Here is an 18,954-nt window from a genome sequence, read left to right on the forward strand (position 1 = left end):
TTCTGTATGGTTCAAACAGAACGAAGCATTCCATTCCGAAGGAGATCGCCATGGGCACCGTCAAGCCGTTCCAGATCGACATCCCGCAGGCCGAGCTCGACGATCTGGCCGATCGCCTGCGCCGCTCCCTGTGGCCGGGCGAACTGCCCGGCGTGGGCGACTCCTATGGAGTCCCCGAGGATCGGGTGCGCGGCCTGGCACAGTACTGGCTGGAGACCTTCGACTGGCGGGCACTCGAGGCGAAGCTGAACGCCTATCCGCAGTTCACCACCGAGATCGATGGCGAGAACATCTACTTTCTGCACATCCGGTCATCTCGCGCGGACGCGCTGCCCGTGGTCCTGACCCACGGCTGGCCCGGCTCGGTGCTCGAGTTCCTCGACATCATCGAGCCGCTGACCGCGCCGGAGTCCGCTGAGCATCCCGCCTTCCACCTCGTGATTCCGGCACTGCCCGGCATGGGCTTCTCCGGCCCGACGCACAGCACCGGCTGGACCATGCGGCGCGTCGCCAAGGCATGGCTCGAGCTGATGGATCGGCTCGGCTACCAGCGCTTCGGCGCGATCGGCAATGACGGCGGCTCGATGGTCTCCCCGGAGATCGGTCGCCTGGCGCCGGACCGGGTAGTAGGTGTCCATGTGACACAGCTGTTTTCGTTCCCGTCCGGCGATCCGGCCGAGTTCGTCGGCCTCTCGCCGGAGGACCTGGCGGCACTCGAACACCTGAAGTGGTTCCAGGACAACAAGATGGCGTTCAACATCCTGTGCAGCCAGCAGCCGCAAACGCTGGCCTACGCGCTCTCCGATTCGCCGATCGGCTTGCTGGGTTGGAACGCTCAGCTCTTCGGTGAGAGTCTGGACGCCGATTTCGTCATCGGCAACGTTGCCCTCTACTGGCTGACCGGCACCGCGGCCTCCTCGGTCCGGTACTACTACGAAGAGGCGCACAGCACCGACCGCCCGACCGGCTCGACCACGACCCCCACCGCACTTGCCATGTTCAAGGGCGATTTCCAGTCGATCCGCCGGTTCGCCGAGCGCGACCACAGCAATATCGTCAGCTGGAATTCCTACGACGCGGGCTCGGCGCTCGGCGGTCCGAACGATGCCGCGGGCCACTTCGCCGCGCACGAGGCACCCGAACTGCTCGTCGGCGACATCCGGCGGTTCTTTGCCACAATCGGCTGAGGTCCGGCCCGCGCGAGACAGTCTCCGGTCATCGAAACCTGAGCATGGTGTCACGCCGACGGCTGTACTCGAATCCCCTTCGGTTCGCCGCCGCCTTCGCCCGTCAGGCGAAACGCACGATGAGCCTCTTGCCCACCGGGTTCGACTCGTCCCGCTCGGCGGCTCTGATCAGCACGGAAGCGATCGCCTCGAAAGCCTCGACGCCCATCAGTTCTCTGCTGATCCGGGAATCCTCCCAGACGATCTCGACCGGGCGTTCGACGTCTGTGGTCAGGCGGTCCCACAGAGCGTTCAGGTTGTGCCCGTAGTACGGGCCGAAATCCAGGGGAGCCCACAGGGCGCGGTGCAGGTCCGCATGAGCCCGAATCCGTGTTCCATCGATGGTGACGCGCATGGTGTTGCTTCCAGTTCGACAGTTGGAAGAAGGTAGCGGTGCGGCACTCTACGTCGTTCGGATGGCAGCTTCGAGCGGGCGGGCGACAGACGTTCGGGCAGCCCGTGCACCTCGACGGCCCGAAGAGGCCCTGAGATGCGTTCCGGGACCGCCCGAACGCCCGCACACCTACCGAAACATCACTTGAGCAGCGCGCGCGACATCACCAGGCGCTGGATCTGGTTGGTGCCCTCGTAGATCTGGGTGATCTTCGCGTCGCGCATCATGCGCTCCACCGGGAAGTCGGTGGTGTAACCCGCGCCGCCGAACAGCTGGACGGCGTTGGTGGTGACCTCCATGGCGACATCGGAGGCGAAGCACTTGGCGGCGGCGGAGATGAAGCCGAGGTTCTTCTCGCCGCGCTCGGCGCGGGCGGCCGAGGTGTAGACCATGAGGCGGGCGGCCTCGATCTTCATCGCCATGTCGGCCAGCATGAACTGGGTGTTCTGGAAGTCGGCGATCGACTTGCCGAACTGCTTGCGGTCCTTGGTGTAAGCGATGGCCGCGTCCAGTGCGCCCTGAGCCAGGCCGACGGCCTGCGCGCCGATCGTGGGGCGGGTGTGGTCGAGGGTCTGCAACGCGGTCTTGAAGCCGGTGCCCGGCTCGCCGATCATGCGGTCACCCGGCACCCGGCAGTTCTCGAAGTACAGCTCGGCGGTGGGCGAACCCTTGATGCCGAGCTTGTGCTCGAGCGGGCCGACCACGAAGCCTTCGTCGTCCTTGTGCACCATGAACGCCGAGATGCCGTTGGCGCCCTTCTCCGCGTCGGTCACCGCCATCACGGTGTACCAGGAGGACTTGCCGCCGTTGGTGATCCAGCACTTGGAGCCGTTGATGATCCAGTCGTCACCCTCCTGCTTGGCCCGTGTGCGCATGCCGGCCGCGTCGGAGCCCGCCTCGCGCTCGGACAGCGCGTAGGAGGCCATCGCGCCGTTGACGATGTCCGGCAGCACCTTCTGCTTCAGCTCCTCGGAGCCGTTCAGGATCAGCCCCATGGTGCCGAGCTTGTTGACCGCGGGGATCAGCGAGGAGGAACCGCAGACGCGCGCGACCTCTTCGATCACGATGCAGGTGGCCACCGAGTCGGCGCCCTGGCCGCTATACGCCTCGGGCACATGCACGGCGTTGAAACCGGAGGCGTTGAGCGCGGTCAGCGCCTCCTCCGGGAAGCGGGAGTTGCCGTCGACGTCCTTGGCGTGCGGGGCGATCTCCTTCTCCGCGAGAGCACGGATGGCTTCGCGCAGCTCATCGTGGAAGTCCTCGAGCTTGAACAGGTCGAAATCGGGGTTTCCCGCCATCGGGCTTCACTCCTGGTCGTCGGTGGTCGGCGCCACTTTCCTCGAACGAATGCAGCGCATCGGCACTCAGTGCCATCTCTTGGTCGAGTATACCCACATAGACGCCGATCACATGGGGAGATGTTGTGGCACTCAGTGTCAGATTGGTCGCACTCCGGGCCAGCTCACAGGGTACCGAGCTTGCGGACCAGCAAGTCCGTGATCTGCCTGGGCGCGGCGTCGCGGGGGAACACGGCGACGACCAGCTCGTCGGGGTTCACGGCACGGCCCGCGCCGCGCGGGATCGCGGCCAGCTCCACCCGCAGGTCGGCGGCGCCCGCGTCCGACTCGCCGCGCACCATCCGGCGCAGCAGATAGTTGTGCGTGGCCGTCACGGCGGCGGTGAACTGCACCCGCGCCAGGTCGGGGGCGTCGGGCAGCCGCTCGCGCAGGTAGTCGGTGAACAACCGCTCGTAGCGGAACACCGTGACGATCTCGCGCTCCCGCAGCGCGGGCACCCGCCGCACCACCTGGTACCGCCGCGCCGCAATCTCCCGCCACTGCGTGAATCGTTCGAAAACGTGCACCACCGCCGCGCACACCGCCTCCCACGGGTCGTCGGCCGACGCGGCCAGGAACTCCGCTGCCTGCGCCAGCTGCGACTCGTGGTCGGCGAAGATCACGTCCTCTTTCGAGCGGAACTGCCGGAAGAACGTCCGCCGGGAGATCCCGGCCGCTTCGGCGATCTCGTCCACCGTCGTCGCCTCGTACCCCTTCTCGGCGAACAACCGCAGCGCCTGATCCACCACCGTCAGTCGAAAGTGCGCGGTGTCGTCGCCTCCCCGCGTTCGAGCGATATCCCCTGTAGTCACGACCTCACACCGTAGTCAGCGGCCGGGAGAGCGAATCCCCGACACCGGGACCTTCGTGGTCAGACGCTGTTTCAGCAGGTCGGCGTTCGTCTTCCTCCGTAGCGAGCCGCACACCGAAGGCGCGCCGGTCACGGCGGCCGGGCGGGATCTCTCACCCGGACGCGCCCGCTCGAAGCAGGTGACCTCCGCGCCGCGCGGAGCGGGCACGCTGCCCACGGGCGCGATCGCTGATCTCGTCGAACCCGTAGGCGCGACGCTGACCGGCGCCATGCGCAGGGCGAGGTCTGCACCGACCTGCGCCTGGCCGGTCCGCGCCTGGCCGCGCTTTCCCGCACCGCGGGTCGCGCTCGCGACTCGTCGCAGCCACCGTTCCCACCGACATGCCTGGTCGGCGTGATCGCCGGCACCGCCCACCGCCGATGAAGTCGGGCGAGGCCGCACCGGTCGACCGACGCCGAGACGGTCCGATAGACGCACGCACCGCAGGGCCGTCAGCCCGGTATCGGTCAGACGGCCCTGAAGTGTGTCAGCTGCTGAGCACCGCCGGGGCGCCGTCCGCCCGTGCTGTGCGCAATCCCGCCCGTCCGATGGCGGCGCGACGCGCACGCAGCCAGCCGACCAGGCACAATGCGACGCCGAGCGTGAGCCAAGCCAGCAGGACCGCGACAGCCTGCGTTGCCCCGTGGCCGTCGAAGAAGGCGGTCGACCGCAGCAACCGACCACCGGCGCCGGGCGGCAGGGCCTGGCCGAGCGCACCGGACCAGCCCGGCAGCATCTCCGGTGCGGTCGCCGTGCCCGAGAGCGGGTTGCCGATGAGCATCATCACCACGGCGCCGATCCCGATCCCGGCGTAGCCGAGCAGTGCCTCCAGCCCGAGGACGGTCGAAGCGGGTGCCGCGATGGACAAGCCGACCGCGCCGGTGTTCGCGAGATAGGAACCGCTCAGCGAACCCAGCCAGAACTGCAGGATCGCGGTCACGGCCGAGCCGCCGGTGATCGCGAAGGCCAGCGCCCCGATGACCCGGCGGAATGTGCCGCGAACAAGCCGGGTCAGCAGCACCGCGGCCAGTAGACCACCCATGACCAGGGGCAAGGCGCCCGCCGACAGGCCTGCGCCGCGCGGATCGTCGGCGGGCAGAGCGACGAGGTCGCGAACCGCGGTGCCGGGCTTCCCCGACTGCGCCAGGCCGGTCGCGACGCCCTGCAGCGTCTGGGCGACCGCGGGGCCCGCGGCGGAGGCGACGACGACCTGCGGAGCGCCGGAGCTGAGGTCGATGGCCCCGTACACCTTCCGGTCGCGGATGAGGTGTTCCGCGGCCGCCGTGTCGGCCACCTCGCTGATCTCGAAGCCGCCAGGCAGGCGTTGTTCGAGTGTGGTGCGCAGTTGCGCGACCGCGGGGCTCGGCCCGGCGACCGCGATCGGCACATCATGGACCGACGACCGCACCGACGGCCAGGCGAAGGCGACGAGCAGCACGCTGACGATCGCCGTGAGCAGCAGGACTGCCCCGGCCACCGTCGGCCAGCGGGACGGAAAAGGATCGGCGAGCGACGCCCGCGTGGTCATGTTCTCTCCTCGAGCGGTGGGGTCGACTCAGCGCAAGGTCAGCGGGGTTTCGGAGTCGACGTGGGCGAGTTTCTGCGGGTTGCGCACGTAGTAGAGGCCGGTGATGCGGGTGTCCTCCACGCGCATCGCCATCACGCCGTCGAGTTCGCCGTCCACATGCAGCGCCAGCGCGGGGCTGCCGTTGACCGTGGTCGACTCGACGGTGAGCGCGACGTCGTTCTTGGTGAGGCCGCCGACGATGAAACGGGCCACCTTGTCGGCGCCGACGACCGGCCGTGGCGTGGCCTGCTTGATGCCGCCGCCGTCGCTGATGGCGACGACGTCCGGGGCCAGCACATCGAGCAAACCCTGCACATCGCGCGTCTCGAGCGCCCGCCGGAACGCCTCGGCAGCCGCCTCGGCCTGGCGCGCGGTGACCGAGCGGCGGGGGCGGCGGGCGTCGACGTGGCGACGGGCGCGATACGCGATCTGGTGCACGGCAGCGGGGGTCTTGTCGACCGCCGCCGCGATCTCGTCGTAGCCGAATCCGAAGGCTTCGCGCAGCACGAACACCGCCCGTTCGGTCGGGGTCAATGTCTCGAGCACGAGCATCAGCGCCATCGACACGCTCTCGGCGAGTTCGACGTCGGCGGCCACGTCCGGAGTGGTGAGCAGCGGTTCCGGCAGCCAGGAGCCCACGTACGCCTCCCTGCGGCGCTTCACCGAGCGCAACCGGTTGAGCGCTTGCCGGGTGGCGATGCGCACCAGGTAGGCGCGCGGCTCGGTGACGTGCGCCGCGTCGACTCCCACCCAGCGCAACCAGGTTTCCTGCAAGACGTCGTCGGCGTCGGCCGCCGATCCGAGCATCTCGTAGGCGACCGTGAAGAGAAGGTTGCGATGGGCGAGGAACGTCTCGGTCGCCTCGGCCGTGGCATGGTCGCCGCTGTCGCCCGGTTCGGCCTCGCGGTCGGCCGTCCGTTGTCCGTCGGCGCCACTGGTTGGTTCCACGAGGTCCTCCTCCGTAGACGTTCGATCCGATTCGAGGGCGCACGACCCATCGCGCACCGATGTACTTCCGTTCCGGCGGATGCGGCAACGGCGGAACGACGCTGCCACTCCTGCGATCGCTGGTCCGCCGCTGCTAAGTCGCCGGTTCGGCGACGACCGGCGCGCCGCCGCGCTGTGCCTGCAACAGCTGCGGCCGGTACTTGCCGTCCTTGGGCCAGTGGTGCGACCCGGGCTTGCGCGCTTCGTTCACCAGATGGTTGACGCTGGAGACGCAGGCGAACTCCTTGAGCTTCGTGCCCGCTAGCCCGCTGAAGTACAGCGGCATCGCGGTGTCGTCCTTGCGTCCGAGCTGGAAGATCCCGGCATCCCGGCCGAAGCTGAGGCACATCGCGGGGAACGACAGGTCGACCGGTGCGGGCTGTTCACCCGCGATCCGGTTCAGCACCGTGTCGGCGGCGTGGGCACCGAGGCAGCCCGCCGCGTAGGCGCTCATCCGGAACGGCAGGTCCGACGGTGCCGCCGAATCCCCTGCCGCGACGATGCGCTCATCGTCGACGCTGGTCAGCGTCTCGTCGGTGAGCAGGCGCCCGGCGGCGTCGGTGCGCAGCCCGCTGCGGGCGGCCAGATCGGGCACACCGAAGCCCGCCGTCCAGATGGTCACCCGACTCGCCAACGCGCGACCGTCACCGAGCTCGACGGCCTCCGGCGTCACCGTCGTGACCGCCGCGTCAGGGCCTTCCACCACGGTCACCCCCAGCTTGGCGAGGTACCTGCGGGCGGTACGCCGGGCCCGTGGGTGCAGGTACGGACCGACCACCGCGCCGCAGACCAACGTGACGGCCCGGCCCTGTTCCGCCAGTTCCGCAGCGGTCTCGATACCGGTGGGCCCGCCTCCGACGACCGTCACCGCAGCCGCCAGGGGTGTGTCGTCGAGCACCGACCGCAACTGCCGCGCCGCCTCCAAAGTGGCGATCGGGTAAGCGAACTCGTCCGCACCCGGCACCCGCGAGGCTGCGCTGCCGCTACCCACCGCGTAGATCAGATAGTCGTAGCCGACCGCGCCGCCGTCGGCCAACGTCACGCTGCGCTCCGCCGCGTCGATCCGCGTGACGCTGTCGACCACCAGCCGCACCGCCTCGGCCAGAACTTCCTGATAGTCGACCACCGCATCATGGGTCCCGCCCACCAGCTGGTGCAGACGCAGGCGCGGAACGAACGCCGAGCGCGGATTGATCACCGTCACCCGCACGTCCTCGCGCTGTGTCAGGCGATTGGCCGCCATCACCCCGGCATATCCGCCGCCGATCACGACCACATCGATCTTGTCGCTCATGGTGTCTCCTTCGCTCGAGAGGCTCGAGCACAAGACACCGCACCCGCCGACTTCCTGACAGCATGTGACGCAGATCACCCGCAGGCGGAGTCTTCGCGCCCTACAGCGCGGCTTCGAGTTCGGCGCGATGCTCGATGACCCACCGGCGCCCGGCACGGATGCGAGCGGGCACACCGGCCGCGCGAAGGCGCATCATGGCAGGGTCACCCGCCGCAGCAGTCGTCTCGATGCCGTGCCAGCAGCGCTCCTGCCACCACAGGACCGTGTCGATGAGTTCATCGCGCTCATCGGAGCCGTACGCGTCGCAGAACAGGCGCAACAGCGTGGCGGTTCCGGAAACGTCCCTGACATCGGGCCCCAGATCGAGATACTGCCATCGGACCACCACGTTGACGGAGGCCCCATGCAGGGGGACCTCCCGCACCGTGTGCCGTTCAGCCCAGGAGCTTGGTGCGCAGGGCGTCGTCCTTTTGCAGAACCATCTGTTCGAGACCGGCCTGGAACTGTTCCATGCGAGTGCGCAAGGCCGGGTCGTTGGCGGCGAGGATGCGAGCCGCGAGCAGGCCGGCGTTGCGGGCGCCGCCGATGGAGACGGTGGCGACGGGCACGCCCGCGGGCATCTGGACGATGGACAGCAGCGAGTCCATGCCGTCGAGGTACTTCAGCGGCACCGGCACGCCGATCACCGGCAGCGGCGTCGCGGAGGCGACCATGCCGGGCAGGTGGGCAGCGCCGCCTGCGCCGGCGATGATGACCTTCAACCCGCGATCGGCCGCGGACCGCGCGTAGTCGAGCATGCGCTGCGGGGTGCGGTGCGCCGAGACGACGCCCACCTCGAAGCGGACCCCGAACTCCGCCAATGCCTCGGCGGCCGCCTCCATGGTCGGCCAGTCGGAGTCGCTGCCCATGATCAGGCCGACTGCCGGGGCGATGGCCAGTTCTTCACTCATGCGGATCCCATCCGTCGGTCCAAATCGCGTGCGACATCCAGTGCGCCGCCCGCTCGGCCTTCTCCCGGACCTCGGCCACGTCGTCGCCGAGGATGTTGACGTGCCCGATCTTGCGGTCGGGGCGCTCGCCCTTGCCGTACAGGTGCACCTTCGCCTCCGGGAGCCGGGCGAACAGGTGGTGCAGCCGCTCGTCCATCGACATCGCCGGGGCCTGCGGCGCGCCGAGGATGTTCGCCATCACGGTCACCGGGGCAAGCGGCGTGGTGTCGCCGAGCGGATAGTCGAGCACGGCGCGCAAGTGCTGCTCGAACTGCCCGGTGCGGGCGCCGTCCATCCCCCAGTGCCCGGAGTTGTGCGGGCGCATGGCCAGCTCGTTCACCAGCAGCTCGCCATCGGTGGTCTCGAACAGCTCCACCGCCATGACGCCGACCACACCGAGCTCCCTGGCCAGGTTCAGGGCCATGGTCTCCGCCGCGGCGGCCGTGTCCTCCGGCAGGCCGGGCGCGGGCGCGACGACCACCGCGCACTGGCCCTTGCGCTGCACGGTCTCCACAACCGGCCAGGTCGCCGCCTGCCCGAACGGCGAACGGGCCACCATCGCCGAGAGCTCGCGGTGCAGGTCGATCTTGGCTTCCGCGAGCAGCCCGACGCCGCGCCCGAGCTGATCGGTGACGATCTCCGCGGCCGCTTCGGCGGACTCGGGCATCCACACGCCACGCCCGTCGTAGCCGCCGCGCACCGCCTTCAGCACGATCCGCCAGCCGTGCTCGTCGCCGAAGCGCACCGCGTCGTCGACCGAGGTCACCGGCGTGAACGCGGGCACGGGCAGCCCGAGTCCGCTCAGCTTGGTGCGCATCGCCAGCTTGTCCTGCGCGTAGACCAGTGCCTGCGGCGGCGGTTGCACGTTGACGCCCTCGGCGACCAGCGCCTCCAGATGCTCGGTCGGCACGTGCTCGTGGTCGAAGGTCAGCGCGTGCGAGCCGACCGCCGCCTTGCGCAGCGCGGCCAGATCGGTGTGGCTGCCGAGCACCACCTCGGGACTGACCTGGGCGGCCGGGTCCCCGGGGCGCTCGGCGAGCACGCGCAGCCGCTGGCCCAGCGCGATCGCCGCTTGATGGGTCATGCGCGCCAGTTGGCCGCCACCGATCATGGTGACGGTGGGCATGGCCGATGGATCGAAGGAACGTGCGCTCACGTCGGACAATATTGTCATGTCCGGCGCGAATGATCGGTACCGGTACACTCCGGTCTTGTGTCATTCGTCGACGACGTGGTCAGCGTCCTCCCCAAGCCGCTGCAAGATATCGCGTACCGGCATCGGGAATTGATCAAGTTCGCGATCGTCGGCGCGACCACGTTCGTGATCGACAGCGGCATCTTCTACATGCTGAAGTGGACGGTGCTCGCGGAGAAACCGGTGACGGCCAAGATCATCTCCGGCGTCATCGCCGTGATCGCGTCCTACATCCTGAACCGGGAATGGTCGTTCAAGAATCGCGGCGGGCGGGAACGGCATCACGAAGCGCTGCTGTTCTTCGCCGTCAGCGGCGTCGGCGTCGTGCTGGCCTTCACGCCGCTGTGGATTTCCAGCTATGTCTTCGACCTGCGGCAGCCCAACGTGAGCTTCACGGTCGAGAACATCGCCGACTTCATCAGCGCTTTCATCATCGGCAATCTGCTGCAGATGGCGTTCCGTTTCTGGTCGATGCGCCGCTGGGTGTTCCCGGACGAGATGAGCGAGCTCGAAGCGGAGTTCGTCGATCTCGTCGAAGAGGAACTCGGCCGCGGCTGACTCATCGCGGTTCGGGGGCCACGGCGCTCGCCGGGCGGGCCTTCGACGAGCCGAGGAACACTGCGAACAGCGCCGGCCTGCGCCGCTGCAATTCCAGTCGCCCGCCGTCCGCCTCGACCAGCGCCCGCGCCAGCGCGAGCCCGACACCGGTGGAACCGCCCGCGGAGAAGCCCCGGTCGAAGATGTGCGGCGCCAGCTCGTCACGCACCCCGTGCCCCTCGTCGGCGACCTCCACGCAGACCAGCGGCTCGCGGTCGGCTCCGGGCCGCACCGAGCGCACCGACACCGTGCAGGTGCCGCCGCCGTGCATCAGCGCGTTGTCCACCAGCACCGCCACCGCTTCGCGCAGCCGCGAACCAGTGATCGGGGCGCGCAGCGACTCGTCGCCGGTGAGCGTCAGCGTCCGCCCCGCCTCCGTGAACGGGTGGGTCCATTCGGCGACCACGCCGCGCAACTCGTCCATCACGGGCACCGGATCGCGATCGGCCGCGTCCTCGTCGCGGGAGGCCCGGACAAGGTCGTCGATCGCGTCGGTGAGCCGGTCGACCTGCGCCATGGCCTCCTCGGCCTCGTGCACCACCTCCGGGTCGGGGTGCGCGGACAGCTCGTCCAGGCGCAATCGCACGGCGGTCAGTCTGCTGCGCAGCTGATGCGACACGTCCGCCACCAGGGCGTGTTCGCGCTGGAGTCGTCCGGCGATCTCCACGGTCGCCGAGTCGAGCACGTCGGAGACGCGATCCAGCTCCGCGATGCCGTGCCTGCGCGGATCGGCCCGGAAGTCGCCCATCGCCAGCCGCGCCGCGCGCGCCGCGACGTCCCGCAGCGGGTCGGCCACCCGCCGGGCGGTGACCACCGCGACCGACACCGCCGCACCGAGTGAGGCGAGCACGGCCAGCGCGACCACCGCGACCGCTTGACGCTGCATGGCGTGCATCGGCGCCGACGGCACCTCCAGGCGCAGCGACGCCGACTTACCCATCGACAGCGACTCGACCAGCGGGTCGGCCACCTCGGTCACCCCGACATCGCGCCGTGCGGCATTGTCCTGCTCCGACGGATAGACGATGGTGAGCCTGCCGTTCTCCGGCACCAGCGGCGCGACCGACCGGATGTCCAGCTCGCCGGACACCGTGCCGTCGCGTTCCTGCGCGATGATCTCCGTGGCGATCCGGTCCAGCCGGTTCTGCAGGTCGTTGCGTGTGATGTCCTCCACCCACAACCACGCCGTGTAGATGAGCGGCACGCCGAGCACCACCGTGGTGAGGGTCAGCACGGTGAGCATGGAGCGCAGGATCCGGCGGCGCACGTCAGTCGGTGTTCAGCCGGAAGCCGACTCCGCGGACGGTGACTATGCGCCGCTCGGCCATCGGCCCCTCGTCACCGATCTTGCGGCGCAGCCAGGACATGTGCATGTCCAGCGTCTTGGAACCGCGCAGCTCCGCGTCACCCCACACCTCGCGCAGGATGGTCTCACGCGGCACCACCTGACCCGCCCGGTCGATCAGCACCTTGAGCAGCTCGTATTCCTTGTTGGCCAAACCGATTTCGACGCCGTTGACCAGCACGCGCCGGGCCGCGGGTTCCAGGCGGATGCCGCCCACCTCCACCGTGTCGTCGCCGATCCCGCTGCGCCGCAACAGCGCTCGCACCCGGGCGAGCAACTCGGCGAGCCGGAACGGCTTGCCGACGTAGTCGTCGGCGCCCGCGTCCAGTCCCACCACGAAGTCCACCTCGTCGGTGCGCGCGGTGAGCATCAGCACGGCCAGGTCCGCACCCCGGGCGCGCACCTGACGGCACACCTCCAGCCCGTCCATCCCGGGCAGGCCGAGATCGAGGATGAGCAGGTCATGGTCGCCTTCCAGGGCCCGCTGCAGCACGGCCGGGCCGAAACTCTCGACGGTCACCGAGTAGCCCTCGCGGCCGAGCGCGCGCGACAACGGGGCCGCGATGGCGTCGTCGTCCTCGGCCAGCAGTACAGCGGTCATACGCCCAGGTTACGGGCTCACCGGTAGCTGCGACGGTCGTCCCAGCGCTCGTCGCGGCCGTCGCGATGACGTTCGACCTCGAACACCTGGTGGTACAGCAGCGCGTGCACCTGCTGGACCGACGGGATGTCGTCGTATTCCAGCGGCTCCGAGGAGGACGACTCGATGATCAGCGTCCCGGTGCCGAGCAGCCGGTCGAACAGCCCGTGCCGGAACTGCACACTGGAGATCCGGCTCATCGGGATGTCGATGCCGGTGTGGGTGAGCACGCCCTGGCGCACGAGCACCCGCCGGTCGGTGATGATGAAATGGGTCGATTTCCAACTGACAATCGGTGCGACACAACGCCACAGCAGAATTGCCGCATACACCACGAGCACGGTGATGAGCAGCGCCGAGCCGGTGGTGCCCGTGGCCTTCTGCGAAATGAGCCCGCCCGCGAAACCGGCGAGGGCCGTGGCCACGATGAGCGTCACGATCGGCCAGAAAAGCATTTTCCAATGCGGATGACGATGCAGCAGCAACCGTTCCTCGGGTGCCAGCACATCCTCGGGATAACCCATGTCAGGAACACTACCGCGTCAAGATGCCGGAACGACCGACACCGCAGCGCGTCATGCTGCAGAATCAGCAGCCTGCGTGTGACGATTCCGCGCAGTGGCTCTCTGTATCGCGCAACGCCCGGCTCCATCATCGCCGATCCGACCGTGGAGGAACGCGTGACCAAAGACCTGACCCCGCTGCAGATCCTGACCGAGCTCGAACCCGTCGCCGAACAGAATGTGCACCGGCACCTGTCCATGGCGAAAGACTGGAATCCGCACGATTACGTGCCGTGGAGCGAGGGCCGCAATTTCGCCGCCCTGGGCGGCGTGGATTGGGAGCCGGAGCAATCGCGTCTGAGCGAGGTCGCCCGGGTCGCGATGATCACCAATCTGCTCACCGAGGACAACCTCCCCTCCTACCACCGGGAGATCGCGCTGAACTTCTCCGAGGACGGCCCCTGGGGCACCTGGGTCGATCGCTGGACCGCCGAGGAGAACCGCCACGGCATCGCCATGCGGGACTACCTGGTCGTCACCCGCGCCGTCGATCCGGTCGCCCTGGAAGAGGCCAGGATGATCCATATGAGCAACGGCGTCCAGTCGCCGCAGGGGTGGGGCGGGTTCCTGGCGAGCGTCGCCTATGTCACCTTCCAGGAGCTGGCCACCCGTGTGTCGCACCGCAATACGGGCAAGGCGTGCGACGACGCCGTCGCCGATCGCTTGCTCCAGCGCATCGCCGCCGACGAGAACCTGCACATGATCTTCTATCGCTCGCTGTGCGGCGCGGCGCTGGACCTGGTGCCCGACCAGGCCATGCCCGCGATCACCAGAATCCTCACGAATTTCCTGATGCCCGGCGCCGGGATGCCCAACTTCCGCCGCTACGGCGTGCTGATGGCCAAGCACGGCATCTACGATCTGCGCCAGCACCTCGAGGAGGTCGTCGAGCCGGTGCTCAAGGTGTGGAACGTCTTCGAGCGCTCGGATTTCGGGCCGCGCGGCGAGCAGGCGCGCGACGAACTGGGCGAGTTCGTGGCGAAGCTGGGCAAGAACGTGATCAAGTTCGAGGAGCAGCGGGATCGGGCGCTCGCCCGCGAGACCGCCCGGGGCGTCGCCCAGCACGTCTGAGGCCGGGCTCGGCCGATCACCACGCTCAGTACTGGGCGCGCAGATGCGTGACGTCGCCCGCGGATACCGCCTGGTCACCGATGAGCAGGCGGCCGTAGTCGTCGATGCCCGCGGCGACGCCGGTCAGCGTCCGGCCACCGGGCAGCTCGGCGCGGACCTCGGTGCCGATCGTGGCGCACCGCTCCCGATAGGCGGCGGCCAGCTCATCGGTCGCCCAATCCGCGTCGCGCCACGCGGTGAAGCGACGGGCGAACTCGGTGAGCAGGGATCGTACGAGCACAGTGCGATCGCTCTCCCGCGCGCCCGCGATGGTCAGCGACGTGGCGTGCGGCACCGGCAGTTCGTCCTCGGTGAGACTCACATTGAGCCCGAGCCCGATCACCACGGAGGGCGCGCCACCGCCCGCGCCCGACGCGACCTCGGCCAGGATGCCCGCCACCTTGCGGCCCTCGATCAGCACGTCGTTGGGCCATTTCAGTTCCGCTGCCACGCCTGCCGTGGTCCGTAGCGCATCGACGACGGCGATGCCGGTCAGCAGGGCCAGCCAGGCCAGCGAGGCCGGCCCGATCCCCGGCAACCGCACCAGCAGCGACATCGCCAGCTGTGCGCGGGGCGGGCTGACCCAGGGCCGCGCGTGCCTGCCCCGGCCCTGCACCTGCGTCTCCGCCAGCAGAACCACGTGGTCGGCGTCCGGATCCGCCGCCAGCGCGATCAGATCCGCATTGGTGGACCCGGTCGACTCGACCACGTCGATCCGCGAGAAGAACGACAGCTCGGGCGAGTCGACGACACTGCGCCGCAACTGCTCTGCATCCAACGGTGGCCTCTGCACACCGGAAGGCTACTCGCGTGTGGGGCGCTACCCGACCAGGTCGTACGCGGAGACGATCGGGTCGCGCGCCGCCGTGCCCATGCGATCGCCGTCCTCCCGCTCGTCTTCGGAGGTCTCCGCCCAGCACTCCGGCTCGCCGAACTTCGGCGCCGTTTCAGCGGTCCGAGTCCACGCCGCGGCGGCGGCGTATTCGGCGAATGTTCTGCCCCATTCCCACATGACGCGCTCCTCCCCTGAGCCCGGAAATCATTCGCCCTCAGGCTATCCGGACCCACCCGGTGGGCGATACTCGTTTTCCGCCGCGCCGGCCCTGCTACCGACCAGGAAGTTTGCCTGGGAAAATCGATCTAGCTGCGGGTTTTCTACTCGTCGGTAGCCCCAGCTGGGTTACGGTGAAGTACTGGTACTGGTTACACTCCGGAGCCATGACGAGTGTCCAGCAGCAGCCCGCATCAGGTCCGGCGGGCTCCCCCGATATCCACACCACCGCCGGGAAGCTGGCTGACCTGCGGAATCGGCTGGAAGAGGCCAAGCACCCGATGGGTGAGGCCGCAGTCGACAAGGTGCACGCCAAGGGCAAGATGACGGCCCGGGAGCGCATCCTCGCTCTGCTGGACGAAGGCTCCTTCGTCGAGCTCGACGCGCTGGCCCGCCACCGCAGCGTCAACTTCGGCCTGGAGAACAACCGTCCGCTGGGCGACGGTGTGGTGACCGGTTACGGGACCATCGACGGCCGCGACGTGTGCATCTTCAGCCAGGACGTCACGGTGTTCGGCGGCAGTCTCGGCGAGGTCTACGGCGAGAAGATCGTCAAGGTGATGGACCTGGCCCTGAAGACCGGCCGCCCGCTGATCGGCATCAACGAGGGCGCGGGCGCGCGCATCCAGGAGGGCGTGGTCTCGCTCGGTCTCTACGGCGAGATCTTCCACCGCAACATCCAGGCCTCGGGCGTGATCCCGCAGATCTCGCTGATCATGGGCCCGGCCGCCGGTGGTCACGTGTACTCCCCCGCGCTGACCGACTTCGTCGTGATGGTCGACGGCAGCAGCCAGATGTTCGTCACCGGCCCGGACGTCATCAAGACGGTCACCGGCGAGGACGTCACCATGGAGGACCTGGGCGGTGCGCACACGCACATGACCAAGTCCGGTGTGGCGCACTACGTCGCCTCCGGCGAGCAGGACGCCCTGGACTACGTCAAGGACCTGCTGTCCTACCTGCCGAGCAACAACCGCGCCGAGGCGCCCCGCTTCCCGGCCACCGACCCGATCGACGGCGCGATCGAGGACTCGCTCACCGACGAGGACCTCGAGCTGGACACGATCATCCCGGATTCACCGAACCAGCCCTACGACATGCACGAGGTGATCCGTCGCCTGCTCGACGACGACGAGTTCCTCGAGGTGCAGGCCGAGCGGGCGATGAACATCATCGTCGGCTTCGGCCGGATCGACGGCCGCAGCGTCGGCATCGTGGCGAATCAGCCCACCCAGTTCGCGGGCTGCCTGGACATCGACGCCTCGGAGAAGGCCGCCCGCTTCGTGCGCACCTGCGACGCGTTCAACATCCCGATCATCACCCTGGTCGACGTGCCCGGCTTCCTGCCCGGCACCGGCCAGGAGTACAACGGCATCATCCGGCGCGGCGCGAAGCTGCTCTACGCCTACGGTGAGGCCACTGTGGGCAAAATCACGATCATCACCCGCAAAGCCTACGGCGGCGCCTACGACGTCATGGGTTCCAAGCATATGGGCGCCGATGTGAACCTCGCCTGGCCCACCGCGCAGATCGCCGTCATGGGCGCGTCGGGCGCCGTCGGATTCGTCTACCGCAAGCAACTGCAGCAGGCCGCCAAGGACGGCGGAGACGTCGATGCCCTGCGGCTCGAGCTCCAGAACGAGTACGAGGACACGCTCGTGAACCCGTACGTCGCCGCCGAGCGCGGCTACGTGGACGCGGTTATTCCGCCGTCGCACACGCGCGGCCAGATCGTCTCCGCGCTGCGACTGCTCGAACGCAAGATGGTGACCCTTCCGCCGAAGAAACACGGCAACATCCCGCTGTGATCGAGCGATACCCTCGATAGGCCGCGCACAAAGGGTGGCATCGGCCTCGGTAACACTTACGCTGGCGTGTACCGGCTTGTTGCAGAGAAGCAATGAGTGCGTCCGAGGACGATTGCTTCATCCATAACTTGTCGGAAAACGGGAACAGCCTGATCAGTTCCGGCTGACCAAGGCGAAGAGAGGACCTGGCACTGTGACGACCGTGGCAGAAGAAGATGTGTTGAGCGCCGTCGAACTGGATCTCACAGTCGACCCGATCGCGGAGGAGTCCGGTGCGTCCACCGGCTCGGACGCGGCCGCGCTATCCACCGAGGCCACCGCGGAGCCGTTCTTCCGTGTCGTGAAGGGCTCGCCGACCGATGAGGAACTCGCCGCGCTGGTGTGCGTGCTCTCCGCCGCCGCGAACAGCGCTGCGGACGCCGGGCCCGCGGGTCCGCCGGATCTGTGGGGCCACCCCACGTTGATGCATCGCGGCAGTTCGCCGTTCTCCCCGTACGCCTTCCCGCAGTTGTCCCACCTGCGCGGGTGACGCGGCTGATCCTGGCTTCCGCGTCACCGGCCCGCCGGGAGGTTCTCCGCTCGGCGGGCATCGACCCGATCGTCCGGGTCTCCGCCGTAGACGAGGACGCGGTCGCCGCCGCCCTCCCCGAGGGCACGCCACCCCAGGTGGTCGTGGTGGAGCTGGCGCGCGCCAAAGCGGCCGCCGTAGCCGCCGCGATCCCGGAGTTTGCCGCTGATTGCGTTGTGGTGGGTTGCGACTCGATGCTGCTCGTGGACGGCGAACTGCAGGGTAAGCCACACACCCCTGAGGTCGCTCGCGCGCGCTGGGGCGACATGGCCGGACGCAGCGCGGATCTGGTCACCGGTCACTGCGTGGTGCGGATGCGGGATGGCCGGATCACCGCCGAGGCGGTCGACTGCAGCAGCACCACCGTGCATTTCGCCAAGCCGGAGCCGGACGAGCTGGACGCCTACATCGCGACCGGCGAGCCGCTCCAGGTGGCCGGCGCGTTCACCCTCGACGGGCTGGGCGGCTGGTTCGTCGATCGCATCGATGGCGACCCGTCCAGTGTCATCGGGATCGGGCTACCACTGCTGCGCCGACTGCTTGGCGATGTTGGGATCGGCGTTACGCAGCTGTGGGGCCACACGGCCTGACGGCGCGGTCAACGCCTCGGCGTCGCCCCCGGGGGGCACCGTCGCCGCCTGCTGGGTCTCGGCGCGCTGGGCCGCGATGAGTTCCAGCCGGGCCACGCACAGCTCCGGCTCGACGAACGGATGCATCCGCACGTCGATCGTCCCCTGCGCGCCGCCCCGGTCGAGCAGCTCCTCGAGAAGGCCGAGGTGCACGCCGCAGACCACTTCGGAATGCGTCCGCGCCAGTTCGCGCAGCGGGCAGGCCGTCAACCGGATCAGCGCCTTGCCCTCGATCTCCGGTGACGGGTCGCGCTCCGGGGCGAAACCCAGTTCCGACATCAACGTCATCGTGAGGTCCTTGGCGTCCTCCAGTGACTCCACCCGATGGTCGCCGACGTCGAGCCGGCTGCCCCAGGCGTGGCCCGCCGCGATCGCGGCCTCCGACCTGCGCCGCGAATCCGGGCCGAGCTGGTCGGCGAGCACCTGCGCCAGATCCTGGTAGCCCACCGATCGCTGCACCGCGCTGTATCCGATGCGCGGACGCCCACGGCCGCGCGGCGGCTGCTGGAACTGCCGGACGAGGGATTCCCTGGTGAGCACATCGAGGTGGAACCGGACCGTGGTGACGTGCTGTCCGGTGATTCTGGCCAGTTCCTGGGCGTCGAGAGGCTCGCTGGCGCCACGTAGGATCGCGAGCAGTCGCCGCCGCGGCCAAGAATCGGACATAGCTCACCCCTCCTCCCGGGAGACTTTATCGGATGTAGGTGCCCTTTATTCGGCCCTCATCCGATTTGTGATCTGAAACGAGAGTCACTGTCGCCTCACACCTACCATCGCTGTGAGGCCTCGAACCGCTGTCACCA

General features: G+C 68.7%; 21 protein-coding genes. 6 read left to right on the forward strand and 15 right to left on the reverse strand.

Going from position 1 to position 18,954, the window contains the following annotated elements; genetic code table 11:
• Positions 1-50: 50 nt before the first annotated feature.
• The gene (locus tag NNI01S_RS26510) at positions 51-1,187 is read left to right on the forward strand and encodes an epoxide hydrolase family protein (RefSeq protein WP_063023025.1); all 1,137 of its coding nucleotides are present in this window, start codon (positions 51-53) and stop codon (positions 1,185-1,187) included.
• 103 nt (positions 1,188-1,290) lie between these two features.
• On the opposite strand, the gene NNI01S_RS26515 is transcribed toward NNI01S_RS26510, so the two are convergent.
• The 9 genes from NNI01S_RS26515 to NNI01S_RS26560 form a co-directional block, all read right to left on the reverse strand.
• Complete coding sequence (locus NNI01S_RS26515) at positions 1,291-1,581, reverse strand: barstar family protein (RefSeq protein WP_063023027.1); 291 nt, start codon at positions 1,579-1,581, stop codon at positions 1,291-1,293.
• 179 nt (positions 1,582-1,760) lie between these two features.
• A complete protein-coding gene (locus NNI01S_RS26520) occupies positions 1,761-2,918 on the reverse strand; it encodes an acyl-CoA dehydrogenase (RefSeq protein WP_063023029.1) in 1,158 nt (385 codons plus the stop codon).
• Positions 2,919-3,082: 164 nt separating this feature from the next.
• A complete protein-coding gene (locus NNI01S_RS26525; RefSeq protein WP_063023032.1) occupies positions 3,083-3,769 on the reverse strand; it encodes a TetR family transcriptional regulator in 687 nt (228 codons plus the stop codon).
• Between the two features lie 526 nt (positions 3,770-4,295).
• Positions 4,296-5,336 carry a hypothetical protein gene (locus NNI01S_RS26535; RefSeq protein WP_063023036.1) on the reverse strand — a complete coding sequence of 347 codons (1,041 nt, stop codon included), beginning with the start codon at positions 5,334-5,336 and terminating at the stop codon, positions 4,296-4,298.
• A 27-nt stretch (positions 5,337-5,363) separates the two neighbouring features.
• Positions 5,364-6,323: an RNA polymerase sigma-70 factor gene (locus tag NNI01S_RS26540; RefSeq protein ID WP_063023038.1), complete on the reverse strand. Its 960-nt coding sequence runs from the start codon at positions 6,321-6,323 to the stop codon at positions 5,364-5,366.
• A gap of 133 nt (positions 6,324-6,456) precedes the next feature.
• Entirely contained in the window at positions 6,457-7,656 is a 1,200-nt protein-coding gene (locus NNI01S_RS26545) for an NAD(P)/FAD-dependent oxidoreductase (RefSeq protein WP_063023040.1), read from the reverse strand.
• A gap of 100 nt (positions 7,657-7,756) precedes the next feature.
• Complete coding sequence (locus NNI01S_RS26550) at positions 7,757-8,080, reverse strand: hypothetical protein (protein ID WP_157114987.1); 324 nt, start codon at positions 8,078-8,080, stop codon at positions 7,757-7,759.
• Positions 8,081-8,090: 10 nt separating this feature from the next.
• The gene (gene purE / locus NNI01S_RS26555; RefSeq protein ID WP_063023044.1) at positions 8,091-8,606 is read right to left on the reverse strand and encodes a 5-(carboxyamino)imidazole ribonucleotide mutase; all 516 of its coding nucleotides are present in this window, start codon (positions 8,604-8,606) and stop codon (positions 8,091-8,093) included.
• Positions 8,599-9,819: a 5-(carboxyamino)imidazole ribonucleotide synthase gene (locus tag NNI01S_RS26560; RefSeq protein ID WP_063023046.1), complete on the reverse strand. Its 1,221-nt coding sequence runs from the start codon at positions 9,817-9,819 to the stop codon at positions 8,599-8,601. The genes purE and NNI01S_RS26560 overlap by 8 nt, the downstream gene beginning before the upstream one ends.
• A gap of 39 nt (positions 9,820-9,858) precedes the next feature.
• Here NNI01S_RS26560 and NNI01S_RS26565 point away from each other — a divergent pair, with 39 nt between their 5' ends.
• The gene (locus tag NNI01S_RS26565) at positions 9,859-10,398 is read left to right on the forward strand and encodes a GtrA family protein (RefSeq protein WP_063023048.1); all 540 of its coding nucleotides are present in this window, start codon (positions 9,859-9,861) and stop codon (positions 10,396-10,398) included.
• A gap of 1 nt (position 10,399) precedes the next feature.
• On the opposite strand, the gene NNI01S_RS26570 is transcribed toward NNI01S_RS26565, so the two are convergent.
• Genes NNI01S_RS26570 through NNI01S_RS26580 form a run of 3 tightly spaced genes read right to left on the reverse strand, consistent with a single transcriptional unit; the run spans position 10,400 to position 12,946 of the window.
• Positions 10,400-11,704, reverse strand: a complete 1,305-nt coding sequence (locus NNI01S_RS26570) for a sensor histidine kinase (RefSeq protein WP_063023051.1) — start codon at positions 11,702-11,704, stop codon at positions 10,400-10,402.
• A gap of 1 nt (position 11,705) precedes the next feature.
• Positions 11,706-12,383, reverse strand: a complete 678-nt coding sequence (locus tag NNI01S_RS26575) for a response regulator transcription factor (RefSeq protein WP_063023053.1) — start codon at positions 12,381-12,383, stop codon at positions 11,706-11,708.
• A gap of 17 nt (positions 12,384-12,400) precedes the next feature.
• Positions 12,401-12,946: a PH domain-containing protein gene (locus tag NNI01S_RS26580; RefSeq protein ID WP_063023055.1), complete on the reverse strand. Its 546-nt coding sequence runs from the start codon at positions 12,944-12,946 to the stop codon at positions 12,401-12,403.
• Positions 12,947-13,102: 156 nt separating this feature from the next.
• Here NNI01S_RS26580 and NNI01S_RS26585 point away from each other — a divergent pair, with 156 nt between their 5' ends.
• Entirely contained in the window at positions 13,103-14,056 is a 954-nt protein-coding gene (locus tag NNI01S_RS26585; RefSeq protein WP_063023120.1) for an acyl-ACP desaturase, read from the forward strand.
• Between the two features lie 25 nt (positions 14,057-14,081).
• Here NNI01S_RS26585 and NNI01S_RS26590 read toward each other — a convergent pair whose 3' ends face one another.
• Both NNI01S_RS26590 and NNI01S_RS26595 read right to left on the reverse strand, forming a co-directional pair.
• Positions 14,082-14,888 carry a biotin--[acetyl-CoA-carboxylase] ligase gene (locus NNI01S_RS26590; protein ID WP_063023057.1) on the reverse strand — a complete coding sequence of 269 codons (807 nt, stop codon included), beginning with the start codon at positions 14,886-14,888 and terminating at the stop codon, positions 14,082-14,084.
• A gap of 27 nt (positions 14,889-14,915) precedes the next feature.
• Positions 14,916-15,107, reverse strand: a complete 192-nt coding sequence (locus NNI01S_RS26595; protein WP_063023059.1) for a hypothetical protein — start codon at positions 15,105-15,107, stop codon at positions 14,916-14,918.
• A gap of 206 nt (positions 15,108-15,313) precedes the next feature.
• Between NNI01S_RS26595 and NNI01S_RS26600 the strand changes: the two genes are divergently transcribed.
• From NNI01S_RS26600 to NNI01S_RS26610, 3 genes are all read left to right on the forward strand, one after another.
• A complete protein-coding gene (locus NNI01S_RS26600; RefSeq protein ID WP_063023061.1) occupies positions 15,314-16,954 on the forward strand; it encodes an acyl-CoA carboxylase subunit beta in 1,641 nt (546 codons plus the stop codon).
• Positions 16,955-17,156: 202 nt separating this feature from the next.
• The gene (locus NNI01S_RS26605) at positions 17,157-17,483 is read left to right on the forward strand and encodes an acyl-CoA carboxylase subunit epsilon (RefSeq protein ID WP_369689695.1); all 327 of its coding nucleotides are present in this window, start codon (positions 17,157-17,159) and stop codon (positions 17,481-17,483) included.
• Entirely contained in the window at positions 17,480-18,112 is a 633-nt protein-coding gene (locus NNI01S_RS26610; protein ID WP_063023065.1) for a nucleoside triphosphate pyrophosphatase, read from the forward strand. The genes NNI01S_RS26605 and NNI01S_RS26610 overlap by 4 nt, the downstream gene beginning before the upstream one ends.
• Here NNI01S_RS26610 and NNI01S_RS26615 read toward each other — a convergent pair.
• Positions 18,041-18,817: a helix-turn-helix transcriptional regulator gene (locus tag NNI01S_RS26615; protein ID WP_063023067.1), complete on the reverse strand. Its 777-nt coding sequence runs from the start codon at positions 18,815-18,817 to the stop codon at positions 18,041-18,043. The two genes, NNI01S_RS26610 and NNI01S_RS26615, sit on opposite strands and share 72 nt — an antisense overlap.
• Positions 18,818-18,954: the final 137 nt, after the last annotated feature.

The organism is Nocardia niwae NBRC 108934 = DSM 45340, assembly GCF_001613465.1.
GTDB lineage: Bacteria > Actinomycetota > Actinomycetes > Mycobacteriales > Mycobacteriaceae > Nocardia > Nocardia niwae.